Consider the following 17,247-nt stretch of genomic DNA (forward strand, 5'->3'; position numbering starts at 1 on the left):
GCATCCTCGTTCAGTTCGGTGGGACCGGCGTCAATCGGCACGGACAGCGCCGCCGGCAGGCGGGCTGCCACCATGATCCCCCCTCGGCGCGGCTCGGCGCCACCGCTACCTCCGGCAGGTCGCGCTGTCGTCATCGGGAACGGGGGTCAGCCGAAGAGTGCCCGCCCCCAGTGGTCCCCGCCGTCGCGCACCCCGGGCGGGCAGGCGAAGACGCCACTGGAGACGTGCCGAAGGTATTCGTTCATGACGTCGTGCCGGGCCAGTTGGGTCTGGATCGGCACGAACTGCCGCCGCGGATCCCGCTGGTAGGCGAGAAAGAACAGGCCCGCGTCGAGCCGGCCGAGGCCGTCCGAGCCGTCGACGAAGTTGTAGCCCCGGCGCAGCAGGCGGGCGCCGTCGTTCCGACTGGGGTGCGCCAGCGTGACGTGGGCGTGCTCGGCGATCACCGGCTGCCCGTCGGCCCCCCGTGCGGCGAAATCCGGCTCGTCGAACTCGTCGGCCCTGCCCAGCGGCGCACCGCTGCCCTTGGTCCGACCGACGATCTCCTCCTGCTCGGCCAGCGAGGTCCGGTCCCAGGTCTCCACGAGCATCCGGATCTTGCGGCTGACCAGGTACGACCCGCCGGCCATCCAGTCCGGTCCGTCGCCCTGAGCCACCCACAACTGGTCGCGCAGCAGGGCGGAATCCTCGGCCTTGAGGTTGGCGGTGCCGTCCTTGAAGCCGAACAGGTTGCGCGCCGTGGCCTGGTCGCGGGAGGTCGACGAGGTACGGCCGAACCCGAGCTGCGACCAGCGGACACTCACCACACCCATGCCCATCCGGGCCAGGTTGCGGATCGCGTGCACCGCGACCTGCGGGTCGTTGGCGCAGGCCTGCACGCAGAGGTCACCGCCGGAGAGCTGCGGCTGCAACGCGTCGCCGGGGAACTTCGGCAACTCGGCCAGGGCCGCCGGGCGCCGGTCGGCGATGCCGAACCGGTCCCGGCCGTCGGCGTCACGGAACAGCGTCGGCCCGAAGCCGATCGTCAGGGTGAGCTGCGAGGGGGGCAGGCCGAGGGCCTCACCGGTGTCGTCCGGCGGGGCCTCGGGCACGCCGCCGACAGCGCCGAGGACCCCGGCGTCGCGCCCGGCGGTCATCCGCGCGGCGGCGGCCGTCCACTCCTGGAGCAGCTCGACGAGCCTGGCCCGGTCCTTGGTGATCACGTCGAAGGCGACGAAATGCAACCGATCCTGGGCCGGGGTCACGATGCCGGCCTGGTGCTCGCCGTGGAACGGCACCGCCCCGGCCGGATGACCGCTGGCCGCTGCCGGGTCGCGGGAACCGCTGATCAACGCGCCCGCACCGGCCGCCACCCCGGCGACTCCCGCCACCCCGGCACCGGCGAGCGTGATCGCTCGCCGCCGGGTCAACCTGCTCCCACTCATCGACTCGACCCTTCCTGACGTCCGGTCACCTGGCGACGACCGCGGCGACCTTACTGATCGGCTCGGCGAGCGCGTTGATGCCGTCGGACAGCTCCTTGAGCTCGGCCTTGCTCAGCGCGGTGTGCAGCTTCCACCCGTCGCCGGCGCGGTGCTTGCCGAGCAGCCCTTCGACGTTCGTGAACTCGGTGTCCAGTTGCTTGACCAGCTCCGGCGAGCGCTGCTCGAGTGCGGGCCGGAGGGCGGAAACGGCGGCCTTGGACCCTTCCAGGTTGGCGGCGAAGTCCCACAGGTCGGTGTGCGAGTAGCGGTCCTCCTCGCCGGTGATCTTGCCGCTGGCCACCTCGTCGAGCAACTCCTTGGCACCGTTGGCGAGCTGGAGCGGGGAGAGTTTCTCGGCGTTGGCCTTGGCCACGATCTCCTTGACATCGACCAGCAACCGGTCGGCGATCGGGCCGTCCTTGCTGATGTCGCCGGACTGCCAGAGGTCCTTCTCGATCCGGTGGAAGCCGGTGAACTCCATCCCCTCCTCGATGACCTCCTCGCGGCCGTCGATCTTGGGGTCGAGGTCGCCGAAGATCTCGGCCACCGGCTCGATCCGCTCCCAGTAGGTGCGGGCGACCGGGAAGAGCGCCTTGGACTTCGCCACGTCGCCAGCCTTGACCGCGACCACGAACTCCTCGGTCTTCTCCAGCAGCGCGCTGGTCTGGCTCTTGACGTACCGCTGGTAGTTGTCGGTGGCGTCGGCCAGCGCGGCGTCGGCGGTCAGCGGCTCGGCCGACCCGCTGACCTTGAGCGCACCCCGGATGCCCTTGCCGCTCATCCCCGGCTTGCAGGCCGTCTCGTAGGTGCCGGCCGGAAGCTCCACGTGCAGCTCGCGGCTCAGACCGGGAGCGATGTTCTCGACCTCGCCCATCACCCGGTCGCCGGAGGCGTACACGTAGAACTCCGTCACCTTGGCACCGGAGTTGGTGATCTTGAAGTTGGCGGTTCCGGCACCCAGGTCGGTGCTACCGACCTCACAGGCGGTGTCGGTGGCCTTGACCGCGATCGGGCCGCCGGCCGCGGTCGGGTCACCCTTCTCGGAATCGGAACACGCGGCAACACCGGCAGTCGCCAGCACGCCGGCGGCAGCCAGCGCGAAGAATCGGGTGGTACGCATCTGAGCTGTCTCTCCTCGTGGGGTCAGGCACGCTGCGGCGTGGTCGCCGCCTCGGCCTCGGTGCCGGTGTCGGTGGTGGTGTCGGCCCCGCGCGCGGTGGTGGCGGGACGCAGGAAGAGCGCGAGGACCGGCACGGCGTACGCGATCCAGGCGATCGTCTCCAGCACGGTGGGTGCGGGGGTCACGTTGAACATGCCGGCGAGCAGTGCGGCGTACCAGGTGCTCGGGTCCAGCGTGCTGGTGATGTCGAAGGCCAGGTCGTTCAGGCCGGGCAGGACGCCGGCCTCCTGGAAGTCGTGCACGCCGTACTTGAGGATGCCGGCGGCGACCAGGATCAACAGCGCGCCGGTCCAGGTGAAGAACTTGCTGAGGTTGATCCGCAGGGCGCTGGCGTAGAGCAGCACGCCGATCACCACGGCGGTCACGATGCCGCCGATGAGCGCGAGCAACGGCCCGCTGTCGCCGGACGCGCCCTGGGCCGCCGAGTAGAAGATCAGGGCGGTCTCCAGGCCTTCCCGGACCACAGCGAGGAAGGCCATCCCGGCGACCGCGAGGGACCCGACGGCCAGGGCCTCGGTGAGCTTGCCGCGCAGCTCACCGGCGATGGTCCGAGCGGCCCGACGCATCCAGAAGATCATCCAGGTGACGAAGACCACGGCGGCGACGGAGGTGATCGCCTCGAACAGCTCGCGGTCCTTGTAGTCGGCGAGCAGCGTGGTCGACGTGTACTCGATCAACCAACCGAAGAGGACCGAGAGCGCCACCGCGAGGCCGACGCCCGCCCAGACCTGGGGCAACCGGTCCCGGCGTTGCGACTTCACCAGGAAGGCAACGAGGATGCTGACCACCAGGGTCGCTTCCAGGCCCTCCCGCAGACCGATCAGATAGGTGGCGAACATCGGAGCTCCGAGATCATGAGGAATGCCTCAGCTAACTTAGGGCAGCCATACCTTCCTCCAGTTCAGAGCACTCGTCAAGTCGTTCATGACAAGGTCACTGGTCCGCGAGGGTCCGCGGCCGAACGACGATCAGCCGGGTGCCGTCCCGCTGTGGAAGGATCCCCGCCGTGAAGGGATTCCTGCCGTGGCTGACGGTGCTGGCCGTGGTGCTGCTGCTCAGCGCACTGCACCTACGGCCACTGGCCACCCTCGTGTCGCTCGGCTGGCTGGCCTGGTGCGCATGGACGTGGTTCCGCCCCACCCGCCCCTAACCCCCACCCCCGCCCCCTCCCCTGCGCCCCACTGATCGTCGATCCAGGGCGTATCACTGTGGGGGGAGATCAAGTCACGACGATATGCCCTAGATCGACGTGGACAGAGCCCGTCGCCGACGGCGACGGGCTCTGCGCGGAACGAGGAGCGGGGCTCAGTAGCGGTAGTGGTCTGGCTTGAACGGACCCTCGGTGGAGACACCCAGGTAGGCGGCCTGCTCCTTGGTCAGCGTGCTCAGCTTGGCGCCGAGCGCGCCCAGGTGCAGCCGCGCCACCTTCTCGTCCAGGTGCTTGGGCAGCACGTAGACGCCGATCGGGTATTCCTCGGTCTTGGTGAACAGCTCGATCTGCGCGATCGTCTGGTTGGCGAACGAGTTCGACATGACGAAGCTCGGGTGCCCGGTGGCATTGCCCAGGTTGAGCAGGCGACCCTCGGACAGGACGATGACGGCGTGCCCGTCGGCGAAACGCCACAGGTCGACCTGCGGCTTGATGTTGACCCGCTCGACGTCCGAGCGCTTGGCCAGGCCGGCCATGTCGATCTCGTTGTCGAAGTGGCCGATGTTGCCGACGATGGCCTGGTGCTTCATCCGGGCCATGTGCTCGTTGGTGATGACGTCGAAGCAGCCGGTGGCGGTGATGAAGATGTCCGCCTGCCCGACCACGTCGTCCAGGGTGGCGACCTGGTAGCCGTCCATCGCGGCCTGCAACGCGCAGATCGGGTCCACCTCGGTCACCACGACCCGTGCGCCCTGGCCGCGCAACGACTCGGCGCAGCCCTTGCCCACGTCGCCGTAGCCGAGCACGACCGCCATCTTGCCGCCGATCAGCACGTCGGTGGCCCGGTTGATGCCGTCGATCAGCGAGTGCCGGGTGCCGTACTTGTTGTCGAACTTGCTCTTGGTGACCGAGTCGTTGACGTTGATGGCCGGGAAGAGCAGGCCGCCGGCGCGGTGCATCTCGTAGAGCCGGTGCACGCCGGTGGTGGTCTCCTCGGTGACGCCCTTGATCTCGGCGGCGGCCCGGGTCCAACGCTGACCATCCTCGCCGAGCGAGCGGTGCAGCAGTTCGAGGATGACCGCATACTCCTCGGAGTCGGCGGACTCGACCGGCGGGACGGCTCCGGCCTGCTCGAACTCGGCGCCCTTGTGCACCAGCAGGGTGGCGTCGCCGCCGTCGTCCAGGATCATGTTGGGACCAGCAGCGTCGGGCCAGGTCAGAGCCTTCTCGGTGCACCACCAGTACTCCGGCAGGGTCTCGCCCTTCCAGGCGTAGACCGGGATGCCGGCGGGGGCCTCGGGGGTGCCGTCCGGGCCGACGACGATCGCCGCGGCGGCGTGGTCCTGGGTGGAGAAGATGTTGCAGGACGCCCAGCGCACCTGCGCGCCGAGGGCGGCCAGCGTCTCGATCAGCACGGCGGTCTGGATCGTCATGTGCAGCGAGCCGGTGATCCGCGCGCCGGCGAGCGGCTGCGCCTGGGCGAACTCCCGGCGGATCGACATCAGACCGGGCATCTCGTGTTCGGCGAGCTGGATCTCCTTGCGCCCGAACTCGGCGAGCGACAGATCCGCCACCTTGAAGTCGCCCTCGGCGAGGGTGCTCGGCCGGGCCTCGGACGGCACGCCGCTGGGGGATGCCGGGAGGGTGCTGGTCATGGAAAGCTCCTGTCGAACGATGTCTGCGCCGACCTTCCACCTTACGCGCGCCGGCGACGCGCACCGGGAGACGGTCGGCGGACAGCGCACGGGGCGGTCGGTGATGGACGGAAAAACCCGCCCACGTCCCGCCCGCCCCGTGCATCCCCCCGGTTTGGTTCCCCGCACGTTGTCGGACCGTCGTCGCGATAACGCTGCGTACTCATATAGTCACACTCAGCGAAGACCACGTCAAGCTATTCCGGGAAAGTCGGACTTGTGTCGCGGCTCTGGGTCGACGTCACCGCAGTCCAGCGGTGGCCACGTACGCCTCACCGCTGCCGCTGATCCGCAGCGGCTGCCCGGCCGCGGTCCCGATTCCCGCCTGGCCGGAGGCCAGCGTCAGCGCGCCAGCCCCGTCGTCCGCCGTGATCGTGCCGGCGCCGCAGAGCACCACCCGGGGACCGGGCAGCGACAACGTGACCGACGGCACCCCCGCGGAGACCCGCACCCGGTGCAGCGCGAAGTCGTCCACCGGCACCGGCCAGCAGTCCACACCCGGCCCGACCGACTCGGCGACCCGCACCGGATCGTCGAGCACCTCGAAACGCAGCACCCGCAGCAACTCGTCGACGTCCACGTGCTTCGGGGTCAAACCACCGCGCAGCACGTTGTCGCTGGCCGCCATGATCTCCACGCCGCAGCCGCTCAGGTAGGCGTGCAGGTTGCCCGCAGGCATCCAGATCGCCTCCCCCGGCGCCAGCCGCAGGTGGTGCAGCAGCAGCGCCACCAGCACGCCCGGGTCCTCCGGGTAGGCGAGAGCCAGCCGGTGGGCCAGCTCCGCGTCCGGGCCGGCCGTCGACGCCGCCAGCACGGCACCCAGCAACCCGGCGCGCTCCGCGACCGGCCAGCCGAGCAGTGTCCGGACCGCCGTACGCAGCCCCGCCGGCCCGGTCCGCAACGCGGCGACCACCGGCGCCAACGCCGGTACGCCGAACCTGTCGAGCGACTCGGCCGACTCCGCCGGGTCCCGGAAACCGCACAACGCCTCGAACGGCGTGAGCGCCACCAGCAGCTCCGGCTTGTGGTACGGGTCGGAGTAGTTGCGCTCCTGCGGCGGTCGACCCGCCTCGGCCGCGTAGCCCGCCCGGGCCTGTTCGGCGTCCGGGTGGGCCTGCAGGCTCAGCGGAGCGTCGGCGGCGAGCACCTTCAGCAGGAACGGCAGCCGGTTGCCGAACCGATCCGAGACCCGCCGGCCGAGCCACTGCCCCGGCTCGTCTCGCACCAGGTCGCAGAGGCTGACCCGGGAACCGGCCCGCTCGATGCTGGCCGGTGCGCCCGGATGGGCACCGAGCCACAGCTCCGCCTCCGGGCCGGCGCTGGGTACCGGCCGGCCCTGCAGCAGGGCGATCGCGGAGCGCGACCCCCAGGCGTAGTCCCGGATCGGTCCGTACAGCAGGTCCACCGTCAGCGCCCGGGCCGTCCGGCCGTCTCGTCCGACACGTCCTGCGACTGCGGCACGGCGGTGTCGGCGGCGGCACCGGTGCCGGCCTCGGCGGCGGCGGCACTGTAGATGTCGGGCTCCAGGTAGATCACCCGGGCGATCGGCACCGCCGAACGGATCCGCGCTTCCACGGCGTTGATGCCCCGGGCCACGTCATGGGCGTTCTCGCAGGTCGGCACCGCGATCTTCGCGGCCACCATCAGCTCCTCCGGCCCCAGATAGAGCGTCTTCATGTGGATGATCCGCTCCACCTCGGGACCCTCGGTGACGGCCCGCTCGATGGCCGCCAGGTCCTTCGGCTCGGCACCCTCACCCAGCAGGAGGCTCTTGGTCTCGATGGCCAGCACGATGGCGATGACCACCAGCAGGATGCCGATCATCGCGGTGCCGGCGGCGTCCCACTTTCCGTTGCCGGTCGCCAGCGTCATCCCGACACCGAAGAGTGCGAAGACCAGACCGACCAGCGCGCCGAAGTCCTCCAGCAGCACCACCGGCAGCTCCGGTGCCTTGGCCCGACGGATGAAGCGAACCCAGGACTCGTTGCCCCGGATGTGGTTGGACTCCTTGATCGCCGTCCGGAAGGAGAACGACTCCATGGCGATCGCGGCCACCAGCACCACGACCGGCACCCATTGCCAGTTGTCGATCCCGTGCGGGTCGTGCCACTTGTGGTACGCCTCGTAGAGGGCGAACAGCCCACCGAGGCTGAACAGCACGATCGACACGATGAACGCGTAGATGTAGCGCTCCCGGCCGTACCCGAACGGGTGCTCCGGGGTGGCCGCCCGCTTCGCCCGCTTGCCGCCCAGCAGCAGCAGGCCCTGATTGCCGGAGTCGGCGACCGAGTGGATCGACTCGGCCAGCATCGACGACGAGCCGGTCAGCAGGAACGCGACGAACTTGGTGACGGCGATGCCGACGTTGGCCAGCAGGGCGGCGACGATCGCCTTGGTCCCGCCGTTGGCGCTCACGCCATCACTCCGCGCCGCCGCACAACTTCGCGCGTGCCGCGCCGCCCATTGCGTCCGTTCACTGGTTCGACAGCTCCTTCATTTCGGTGATGGCCGGGACGGCCATCGGGTCCAGCCCGTGGGCCAGGGCAAGGTAGATCGAGGCGAAGTCCGGCACGGCGATCAGCGACGCCAACCGCTCCAGCGCTGAGCCACCCTCGGCGGTCACGACGTCGCACCGGACACCGCGGCGCTCGGCCAGGGTCTGCACCGCGTCCGCGCGGCGCTCCTCGACGGCGAGCGGTTCGTCGGTGTCGTCCTCGGCGTTGAGCCCGCCGTCGCGCAGCAGCACGAGCCGCAGCCGGGTGCCGTCGCCGTCGTCCTCCGCCCGGTCGGCGAAGATGTCGCGTTCCCCCTCGGCCAGCCCACCGAAGACGCCGTCCAGCAGGCCGACACGGCCCCGGCCGGCCTCACCGAGCGCCCCGGTGACCACCGGGTAGCGGGCGTTGGCCGACAGGGTGTCGCCAAACCGGCGGGCCGCCACGGTCGCCAACGGGGACGAGCCCCAGACGATCGGGATCGAGCCGGCCAGACCCAGGGCCAGCGACTTCGCCGGGTTGACGAAGGACTCCGCGGCGGAGCGGCAGCGGTCGGCGTCCGCGTCGAGCCGGGCCGCGGTCTCGGCGAGATCCGCCTCGTTGACCTTCACCAGCCCGAGGGAACGGGCGGCGAGCAGGACCGGCACGGTGAGCGCCCAGAGGCTGGCCCGCGCCGGCGCGCGCCGGGGCACCGGGATGAAGGGTGCCCGGGCCCGCTCGGCGACCGACTGCAACTGCGAGTCGGGGGCACCCACCGCGACCAGCCGGGCGCCACGCCGGTGCGCCGCCTCGGCGGCGCCGAGTGCTTCCGGGCTACGACCGGAGGCACTCACCGCGATCACCACGTCGGCCGCGCCCACCCAACCGGGTACGCCAGCGCTGCGGTGCGCGATGACCGGAACCGGGCAGCGCGGCCCGGCCACCGTGGCCAGCACGTCGCCGGTACGCCCGGCGGTGCCGATGCCGGCGATCACCACGGCACGGGGCCGCCCGTCATCGGCGAGCACCGCGAGGTTCGCCTCGGCGGCCAGGGCGGCCGTCTCGCGGACCTGCGCTCCCGCCGAGGCGGTGTGCCGGAGCATGCCGCCCGGGTCCTGCTCGGCCAGGGCCTCCGGGTTGTCGAGGAGGGCCTCGTCGGCGTCACGACGTCCGCTGACCCCGGCCGAACCGTCGATCATGACGACTGCCCGGGGCCGCCGCGCGCCTCGTCGAGCAGCAGCACCGGCACGTCGTCACGGATCTCGAAGATCCGGCCGCACTCCGTGCAAGTCAGCGTCTGCGCCTCGGCGTCGTAGGTGAGCGGGGCGTGGTGCGTGTCCGGACAGGCGAGAATCTCGAGCAACTGCGGATCCAGGGCCATGGCACGGCTCCTTCCACGTGTGCGGCTTTACCGGCGGCGGTGCCGACCGGCGCAGGCGATCTTATCGGCGAACGCGGCCGAGCACCTCGTCCCGGAGCGAGACCATCCGCTCGCGGGTGGGTGCCTCGACGTTGAGCCGCAGCAGCGGCTCCGTGTTGGAGGCGCGCAGGTTGAACCAGGCGCCGTCGGGGAAACGCAGCGTGAGCCCGTCCATCTCGTCGACGGTCGCATCGGGGTACGCGGCCCGCACCTCGGCCACCGCCGCCGCCTGGTCGCCGACCGTCGAGTTGATCTCACCGGAGGCGATGTAGCGCTCGTACTCGCCGGCCAGCACGGAGAGCGGCAGTGACTGCTCACCGAGCGCGGCCAGGGTGTGCATCGCGGCGAGCATCCCGGTGTCGGCGAACCAGAAGTCCCGGAAGTAGTAGTGCGCGGAGTGCTCGCCGCCGAAGACGGCGTTGGTCCGGGCCATCTCCGCCTTGATGAAGGAGTGCCCGACCCGGGCGACCACCGGCTTCCCACCGTGCTCACGGATGATCTCCGCAACCGCGCTGGAGGTGATCACACCGTGGATCACCGTGGAACCCGGGTGCTTGGCCAGCTCACGTGCGGCGACCAGTGCGGTGATCGCCGACGGCGACACCGGCTCACCGCGCTCGTCCACCACGAAGCACCGGTCGGCGTCCCCGTCGAAGGCCAACCCGATGTCGGCACCGTGCTCGACCACGGCACGCTGGAGGTCGACCAGGTTCGCCGGGTCCAGTGGATTGGCCTCGTGGTTGGGGAAGGTCCCGTCCAGTTCGAAGTAGAGCGGCACGATCTCCAGCGGCAGGGCCGACAGGGCGGCGTCGCCCAGCACGGTGGGGACGGTGAAGCCACCCATCCCGTTGCCGGCGTCGACCACCACCTTCAGCGGCCGGATGCCGGAGAGGTCGACCAGTTTGCGCAGGTAGGCGGCGTAGTCGGGGAGCAGGTCCCGCTGCTCGGCCGGGCGGGTCGGCTCGCCGGCCGGACGGGAAGCGCCCGAGTCCACCAGCGCCTGAGCCCGCTCCCGGATCTCCGCCAATCCGCTGTCCTGGCCGATCGGCCGGGCACCGGAGCGACACATCTTGATGCCGTTGTACTGAGCAGGGTTGTGACTCGCGGTGAACATCGCACCGGGCAGGTCGAGCGAACCGGAGGCGAAGTAGAGCAGATCGGTGGAGGCGAGCCCGATCTCGATCACCGAGCGCCCCTCGGCCCGGACGCCGGCCGCGAAGGCGGCGGCCAACCCGGGCGACGTGGCCCGCATGTCGTACCCGACGACGACCGCGTCGCCCGGCTCGTCGGTGGCGTTGAGCAGTTGAGTGAATGCGGCTCCGAGCGCCTCGGCGACCCGCTCGTCCCACTGGTCCGGCACCGTCCCTCGGACGTCGTACGCCTTCACGATCTGGGACAGATCAGACACTATTTCCGCTCCTTGGCCGCAGGTTCCACCGAACCTGAGCGTATCGGAGGGACGAGGTCGGTCCCCGCTCAGCCGGGCAGTCGGGGCATGAACACGGTGTGCTCGCCGCCGTCGGCGGGCGGGTCGCCGGGCAGCGGCCGAGCGGGTGGACTGCCCGGCATCGGCTGCGTCGCGTCCGGCGCCGACGAGGGACCGGCCGGGCGCGCCCCGTAGACCCCGCCCGTCGCGGGCCGGGGCAGGGGCACGCCGAAGCCGTCGGGTGACGACTGCTGGCCGTACACCTGGCCGGCGGGACTGGGCGCGGCCGGCGACCCACCCCCGGAGCGGTACGTGGTGCCACCGGGGTTGCCCGGGAGCGGCCCCGACGCGGCGTCGGTCGGCGTCCGGTCCTGCCGCGAACGACGCAACAGCAGGACGATGAGCAGCAACCCGACCACCACCATGGCGATGCCGAAGAACATCACCGGTGAGCCGACACCACCACCGCCGGCCGATCCGGCGGCGGCCGCCGTGGTGCCGGGCGCGCCCTCCAGAGCGGCCGGGTTCACCGGGGCAGCGGCCGGCGCGGCCTCGGTCGTGACCACGCTCGGGGTGGGCGACGGCTTCTTCGAAGGGGTCGGGGTGGGCGACGCGGAGACTCGTGCGCCGGTCACCCTCGACGTGTCAGACCCCCGACCCAACTCCTGGCCGGCCGCACTGGCGGCACCGCCGGTCACCACGAGCCGACCAGCCGGAGCACCGGCGGCGAACGCCACCCGGTAGCGCACGGTGATGCCCTTGCCCCTACAGAGGGTCGGCTTCGCCGGCGAGGTCTGGCCCGTCGCCACGCCGCCGTCACCGCCGGAAACGGTCACTGGGAACCATGCCCCACCAGCATTCACCTGCACCGTCACCTGGTCCGGCTGGAGACCTTCAAGGCGCAGACCCAGGGCGGTACGCAGCAGGACGCACCCGTCGGAGCGCTTACGCACCGCGACGTTCACCCCCTGCGCCGAGCCGCCGGCGGCGAAGCTACTGGCCGCACCCACCCGGACCGAGTCGTCGTCGGCCAGCGCCGGCGACGCACCGAGCATCACCACGCCGCCCACCAGAGCGCAGACCGCCGCGAGCCGTGCTGCGCGCCGACGTACTGTCATGATCACCTCGCCGTTCCTCCCCGGGTGGGGTTCGCGGGTCAGGCTACTACCGGCCCACCCCCACCCCCGGTCATAGAGCGCCCCGGATGTGTGCGTCGTTACGGTTTGCGGCCCAGCCAGCGGACCTGCTGCGACCATCTCCGCGGCGCCGGCCACCCCGGGCTAGCGCGCAGCGGCGAGCGCGTCCCGGCAGAGCCGGTCGGCGGTACGGGTGGTCTCCGGCAGGCGGTACCGCGGCGTCAGGGCGAGCACCTGCGCGGTGGCGTTTCCCAGGCTCATCCGGTGCCCGATGCTGACGAAGACCGGCTTCACCCCGTCCCGGGTCCGCAGCACCCGGCCGACGACCTCGCCGCCGTCGCGCAGCGGTGACCAGGCACCCCGCTCGCCGGGCGGCGGATCCCACGTCCCGACCAGCGGCGTCTTGCCCACCCCGATCGCCGGCAGCCCGGTGACCACCCCCAGGTGGCAGGCCAGCCCGAACCGGCGCGGATGGGCCAACCCGTGCCCGTCACAGACCAGCAGATCCGGGCGGGTGGTCAGCCGGCCCAGCGCCGCGAGCAGCGCGGGCATCTCCCGGAAGGCGAAAAGCCCCGGCACGTACCCGAACGCCGGCCGACCCACGCTGACCGCGGAATCCACCACGGCCAGCGTCCGGGCGTCCAGCACGGTCACGGCCGCCGCGAGGAGGTCATCACTCTGCGCGTACGCGACGTCGAGGCCGGCCACCGTCGCCGGCGCGACCGGCCCCGGCCCGACCAGGTCGACCAGCGGCCGCAACTGCTCCTGTACGGCCACCGCCTCCGCAACACCGTCCGGCACCCCCACCCCCACCCCCACCCCCACCTCCGCTGCCTCAAGCCATGAGGCACTCGATCCGCGTCCAGCGCCGCGAGATCCCGGTCCGCCTCGTCCAGAGGCTTCGCGTCGCCGCCGAGGACCGCCATTTCGTAACGCGCCTGCGCCCGCACCAACCGAGCGTCCAACCCTTCGGTCAACACCGACCCCCTCCCCTCGAGTCATGCGCGCAACAGTTGCGTGCTCCGGCTTCGCTGCATCGGGGTTCGCGTCGGATCGCCGGCCGCACGGCATGCGATTCGCCGCCTACTAACGACGGAATACCGAGGCAATCTGCACACCTGCCGCTTCGACCTCTGCCCTGACTGCGGTCAACAGGCTCTGGACGTCGGAGTCGGGAGGGTCCCCTGCCACCTCGACGTCGATGCGCCAAACATGGCTGTCCACGTCTCGCCACAACTCGACGTTCGCCGATGCTCCGGAGACTGTCCGCTTAGCCTCACCGAACAGCTCATCCCAGTCGTCACCAAGCCGCCCGACCGCGCCCAGACCGAGCGCCGACCGCAGCTGATCCAGGGTGAAATGACTCAGGCTTCCCGTCAGAATGATCACCCAGCTACCTGACATTCACCCTTCCCTCACAATCCAGTCCGAGTCTCGAAAATGAGATGAAACTCCGGTTTCAGAACGGGTCGGTGGCCCGCCGCCAGGGAAAATTGCCGGTACGACGTCACGGCGCAAATCACCCCTGTACCGATCGGCCCACTCGAAAACGTGAGGAAAGCATTCCCTCGCCACCTTCCTGGTCACGAACCCGTAGCTGGCATTAACCACACGCAGGCCAGGGTATTTCTCAGCCGCATGTTGTCGAGCCCGCTCAACCATTTCGTCCGAGGAGATCTGGAAGTCGTAGTCACTCGGTTCTTCCAGCCCGAGGCGACGCATGGCGTCGAAGGGCCGACGCCGGGGAAGCGGCGACCCCTGAGCCCAGCCACGCAGACGCGCCAGCGCCTCCGGGTCGTCACGCAACTCGAACTCCGTCGGGATGTGCTTGTGTGGGCCCGAGAAGAAGTGGGCCGACGAACCTTGCAGGCGAATATCGACGGTCGACAGGTCAAGGCCTTCCTGCCGCAATGCCTCGAAAAGGTCGGTCTTCATCGCCGCGAACTCCTCCCGGGTAGCCCCGAGGGGCGCAGACCTATCGGCCCAGGCCAGGACCGCATCAGGGGTGATCCCCAGAAACTCACAGTGCTTTGGCTCCAGCCGGCGGCCAGATTCGTCCTCGGGTAGGAATGTGCCGGCGGTCTGCCAGCCGACGTCGCCCAGCGCTTCGATCTGCGCGCCGCCCGTATTGGTTGGGCCGCCCGCATCGGAGGCAGACCCCGGCCCGTCCAGGAGCAGGTGCATACGGTTGATGTACGGGTCGCCGTGGCCGCCGCCGTCGTGCGCCGGCGGGTGATCCGGCAGGTCGGGACGCTCGCTGAACCGCCCCCGTGGTAGCCCTCCGAGCGGCATCGGCCGGCCGGCGCCGTCCAACACCAGCGCGTCGATGCCGACCACCTGGGGGTACAGCGGCCGGTCGCCCACAAGGCCGGTCTGCGGATCGACGTAGAGCACCGTGCCGTTCTGGTTGAGCGCGACCCAGGCGTGCGAGCCTCCCTTGGGCCACTCGGTGACCAGAAACGCGTAGCTGCCGTGGCCTCCCAGCAGCAGCTGGTCGTGCAAGTTGGTGTAGCCCCGGTCGACGGCCTGCCGTGTCCGCGCGGGGTGCGATCGCTGGCCGGTGGGCGGCGCGAGAAGCTGCTGAAAGCGGCCACCCGTCGCATCTTCCACCCGGCCCGGGCCGCCCGCCTCGCCACGGATCGGGCGCCGGATGTCACCGTCCAGGTAGCCGTCGAAGGTGCGCGGGGCGGACACCCGTGGCCGCCCGTGCACCCACGTCTCGAACAGAGACAGGGTGCAGTCCAGGCAGTTGATGCCCCGGGTGGCGTCGGCGTCGGGGCCACCGTCGTTCAGGAGCCGGAACCAGCCGCCTCGCCGGGGGTCCGCGGTGCGGACGATTGTGCCGTCCGACTCGCGGGGCATCCGCCGTTCGACGTCGACCTGATGCAGGGCCAGCGGTGGACGCAGCCCGCCGGGTTGCCCGTACGGCCGGGAGTCGTCGATTGTTGGGGGAACGTCGTCGCCGGTGAGCCGGGACGGACCGGTGGTCTCCACCGCGCCGAGCGCGAGCGCACCGACGTCCTCGTTGGCCTGCCGGAAGGCAGCGTCGTCGAGGTCCACGACTCGCGGCGCCCTGGTGCCGGCCAGCACCGCGTCAGCCAGGTTATGGCAATGGGTGTACGCGCGTGTCTCGTCGTTGGCGGCCTGCTGCCAGCCGTCGGCCCAGCGCGGGTGATCGGCTCGGCGCAGCTGCCGGGAGTAGCTGGCGTACTCGGCGGCTCGACGGTCGTGCTCTGCGGCCTGGCCGCGCAGTCGAGCGGCCTCTGCCTCCCGACGATTGTGCTCGAACCAGGTCCGCTGGGACTCGTAGTAGCCCTGGTAGCGCCGCCGCTCGACGGCGTCCGCTTCGGCGGCCCAGCGGGCGGCGTACCAGTCGCTGCTCTCGAAGTCGGGGAGCGAAGCGTCGTCGAGCGCCGCCACCTCGGCGGGGATCGACGCGCGCCCGCGAGCCGGGTGGTCGGTCCCGCGCAGCGGCACGGACCCCTCGCGGATCGGGGAGCGGAACGGCACGGCGGGTCGACCCACCGCCGGTCCGCCGGACGAAAGTGAGGGGGTGCCGTTCCACCCGCCAGCAGCAGCACCGGGCGTGATCGGAACACTGGTCGCTGGGCCGGCCGCGGAACCGGTGTACGCGACGGGGGGCATGGGTGCGGTGACGGCGTGGGTGCCCGCGCTCGGGGTAGCGGCGTGCGGCGCGCCGACGGGATTACCTGTGGCGGTACCGGCCGACGACCCGGCGGTCGGATCGGTGGTGCCGACGACAGGCGCGGTGACCGAGGAGAGGGTGGGATCAGCTGCGACCGACAGCAAGTCAGGGTCGGCGGCAGTCGAGGAGAGCCTGAGATCAGCCGGATTTGAGGAGAGCGCGGGATCGGCCGCGGCAGTTTGCGACGCAGCCGGCCGATCCGCCGGAGGCGGACCGGGCTCATTGCCCGGCCCGTCAGACGACGCGACGGTCTCGGGTGGGGACCCCAGACGGCTCGGGGCGTCGTCCACCTCGGACATTGCAATGAGGGGGTGCGGCGACGATTCATTTGTGGCCCACGATGTTGGTGGTGACAGTTCGGTTCCGTGTGGCACGCCGGGGGCCGGGGATGTCGGATCGTCGACGAGTGGCAGCGCCGGCGACGCGACGACGTCCGCCCCGGCGACCGCTGCCGTCTGCGCCGGAAGCCCTGTTATCACCGCGGCCGTGGCCGCTGCCGGAAAGGTCGTTGCGGAGGAGGTCACCGCCGACGAGCCAACCGGTGGGATGGAGGGGCCGACGAGCGAGGCTCCGGCGAGGGCGTTTGCCTGTGTGTCGAGCCGGGCCTGCAGGGCGTGGTCGGTCTGGCCGGTCGCCGATCCGGTGGCACCTGACGCGGCGGCCCGTACCGCATCCTCCATCGAGGCCAGGCCCTGGCCGGTGGCCAGGCTGGCAGCGCCCTCGGCGAGCATCTCGCCGGTCATCTCCCGGCCCAGGTGCTCCCCCGCCCGCGCCGCACGCCCGGTCGCGTGCCGACCCAGGCCGGCCAGCGGTGCGACCGCACCGCCGGCGAGCCCGCCGGCCGCCGACGCGCCGAGGTCGGTCAGGTCCACGCCGTGCGCACGCCCGGTGGAGTTCTGGTACGCCTGGGTGGCCAAACTGATGCCGGCCTCCTCGGCCGCCTCCTCCAGCCCTTCACGGACACCTCGCTTGGCGAGACCCCGGACGCCGCCCTGCGCGACCTCCTTGGCCGCCCGCTCGCCGGCCTCCTTGAGCCCGTGCTTGAGGGACTTGCTGGCCAACTGGCCCATCAACCGCTTGATGATCTGCTGGATGAGCAGCCGGGTCACGGTGATCGCCGGGCCGGCCGCCGGAGCTGCGGCACCGGCGGTGAGCAGCGCCGCGACCGCGAGCGCGAGCAGCTCGACGACCAGGATGCCCAGCTCGATCCAGACTTCCAGTTTGGCGCCCTCGATGTCGCAGCCACACTCCTCGACCAGCCGGCCGAGGTCGGTGGTTATCGCGAGCAGCACCGGCAGCGGGGCGTCGTCGCCCTCGGCGATCCCCCGCCAGGCAGCCGCGAAGGCGGCGTCGACCGCCCCGACGCCGCCGTATCCGCTGTGTATCTCGGCGGCAGCTGCCGCGGCGTCGGTCTGCGGGCCGGCGAGCACCGCGGCGACCCCGTACCACCGGTCGGCGACGTCCCAGACGGCCCGTTCGTTCCCCTCCGGCCACTGGACACCGACCACCCAGTCGAGGGCCTCGTAGATCCAGCCGGGTACGTCCCAGGGTGCGTAGTCCAGCGGGTGCGGAATCGGGCTCGGCAGCACGCTCATCGGATC

General features: G+C 71.2%; 14 protein-coding genes. 1 reads left to right on the top strand and 13 read right to left on the bottom strand.

Annotated elements, in window-relative coordinates:
• Positions 1 to 146: 146 nt before the first annotated feature.
• The 3 genes from efeB to efeU are packed head-to-tail and all read right to left on the bottom strand — an operon-like array spanning position 147 to position 3,482.
• Positions 147 to 1,424 (bottom strand): iron uptake transporter deferrochelatase/peroxidase subunit, encoded by a 1,278-nt coding sequence (gene efeB / locus ACLJN9_RS04105; protein ID WP_410809658.1) that lies wholly within the window; start codon positions 1,422 to 1,424, stop codon positions 147 to 149.
• A gap of 25 nt (positions 1,425 to 1,449) precedes the next feature.
• Positions 1,450 to 2,583, bottom strand: a complete 1,134-nt coding sequence (gene efeO / locus ACLJN9_RS04110) for an iron uptake system protein EfeO (RefSeq protein WP_410809659.1) — start codon at positions 2,581 to 2,583, stop codon at positions 1,450 to 1,452.
• 23 nt (positions 2,584 to 2,606) lie between these two features.
• Entirely contained in the window at positions 2,607 to 3,482 is an 876-nt protein-coding gene (gene efeU / locus ACLJN9_RS04115; RefSeq protein ID WP_410809660.1) for an iron uptake transporter permease EfeU, read from the bottom strand.
• A 167-nt stretch (positions 3,483 to 3,649) separates the two neighbouring features.
• Here efeU and ACLJN9_RS04120 point away from each other — a divergent pair, with 167 nt between their 5' ends.
• The gene (locus tag ACLJN9_RS04120) at positions 3,650 to 3,793 is read left to right on the top strand and encodes a hypothetical protein (RefSeq protein WP_410809662.1); all 144 of its coding nucleotides are present in this window, start codon (positions 3,650 to 3,652) and stop codon (positions 3,791 to 3,793) included.
• Between the two features lie 155 nt (positions 3,794 to 3,948).
• Here the strand turns inward: ACLJN9_RS04120 and ahcY are convergent, their stop codons facing one another.
• The 10 genes from ahcY to ACLJN9_RS04170 all read right to left on the bottom strand — a co-directional run bounded on the left by ahcY (position 3,949) and on the right by ACLJN9_RS04170 (position 17,241).
• A complete protein-coding gene (gene ahcY / locus ACLJN9_RS04125) occupies positions 3,949 to 5,448 on the bottom strand; it encodes an adenosylhomocysteinase (RefSeq protein WP_410809663.1) in 1,500 nt (499 codons plus the stop codon).
• 280 nt (positions 5,449 to 5,728) lie between these two features.
• A complete protein-coding gene (manA, locus tag ACLJN9_RS04130) occupies positions 5,729 to 6,892 on the bottom strand; it encodes a mannose-6-phosphate isomerase, class I (RefSeq protein ID WP_410809664.1) in 1,164 nt (387 codons plus the stop codon).
• A gap of 2 nt (positions 6,893 to 6,894) precedes the next feature.
• Positions 6,895 to 7,902 (bottom strand): cation diffusion facilitator family transporter, encoded by a 1,008-nt coding sequence (locus tag ACLJN9_RS04135; RefSeq protein WP_410809665.1) that lies wholly within the window; start codon positions 7,900 to 7,902, stop codon positions 6,895 to 6,897.
• A 58-nt stretch (positions 7,903 to 7,960) separates the two neighbouring features.
• The gene (locus tag ACLJN9_RS04140) at positions 7,961 to 9,157 is read right to left on the bottom strand and encodes an SIS domain-containing protein (protein WP_410809666.1); all 1,197 of its coding nucleotides are present in this window, start codon (positions 9,155 to 9,157) and stop codon (positions 7,961 to 7,963) included.
• Positions 9,154 to 9,339: a Trm112 family protein gene (locus ACLJN9_RS04145; RefSeq protein ID WP_357008769.1), complete on the bottom strand. Its 186-nt coding sequence runs from the start codon at positions 9,337 to 9,339 to the stop codon at positions 9,154 to 9,156. The genes ACLJN9_RS04140 and ACLJN9_RS04145 overlap by 4 nt, the downstream gene beginning before the upstream one ends.
• Before the next feature lie 61 nt (positions 9,340 to 9,400).
• Positions 9,401 to 10,786 (bottom strand): phosphomannomutase/phosphoglucomutase, encoded by a 1,386-nt coding sequence (locus ACLJN9_RS04150; protein ID WP_410809667.1) that lies wholly within the window; start codon positions 10,784 to 10,786, stop codon positions 9,401 to 9,403.
• Positions 10,787 to 10,854: 68 nt separating this feature from the next.
• On the bottom strand, positions 10,855 to 11,922 hold the full coding sequence (locus ACLJN9_RS04155) for a hypothetical protein (protein WP_410809668.1): 1,068 nt from the start codon (positions 11,920 to 11,922) through the stop codon (positions 10,855 to 10,857).
• A gap of 162 nt (positions 11,923 to 12,084) precedes the next feature.
• Positions 12,085 to 12,741 (bottom strand): deoxyribonuclease V, encoded by a 657-nt coding sequence (nfi, locus tag ACLJN9_RS04160; RefSeq protein ID WP_410810187.1) that lies wholly within the window; start codon positions 12,739 to 12,741, stop codon positions 12,085 to 12,087.
• 285 nt (positions 12,742 to 13,026) lie between these two features.
• Positions 13,027 to 13,329, bottom strand: coding sequence for a hypothetical protein (locus ACLJN9_RS04165; RefSeq protein ID WP_410809669.1), 303 nt, complete (start codon positions 13,327 to 13,329; stop codon positions 13,027 to 13,029).
• A 15-nt stretch (positions 13,330 to 13,344) separates the two neighbouring features.
• Entirely contained in the window at positions 13,345 to 17,241 is a 3,897-nt protein-coding gene (locus ACLJN9_RS04170; RefSeq protein WP_410809670.1) for a toxin glutamine deamidase domain-containing protein, read from the bottom strand.
• Between the last annotated feature and the right edge of the window lie 6 nt (positions 17,242 to 17,247).

The sequence above is a fragment of the Micromonospora sp. 067-2 genome (genome assembly GCF_046549295.1).
GTDB lineage: Bacteria > Actinomycetota > Actinomycetes > Mycobacteriales > Micromonosporaceae > Micromonospora.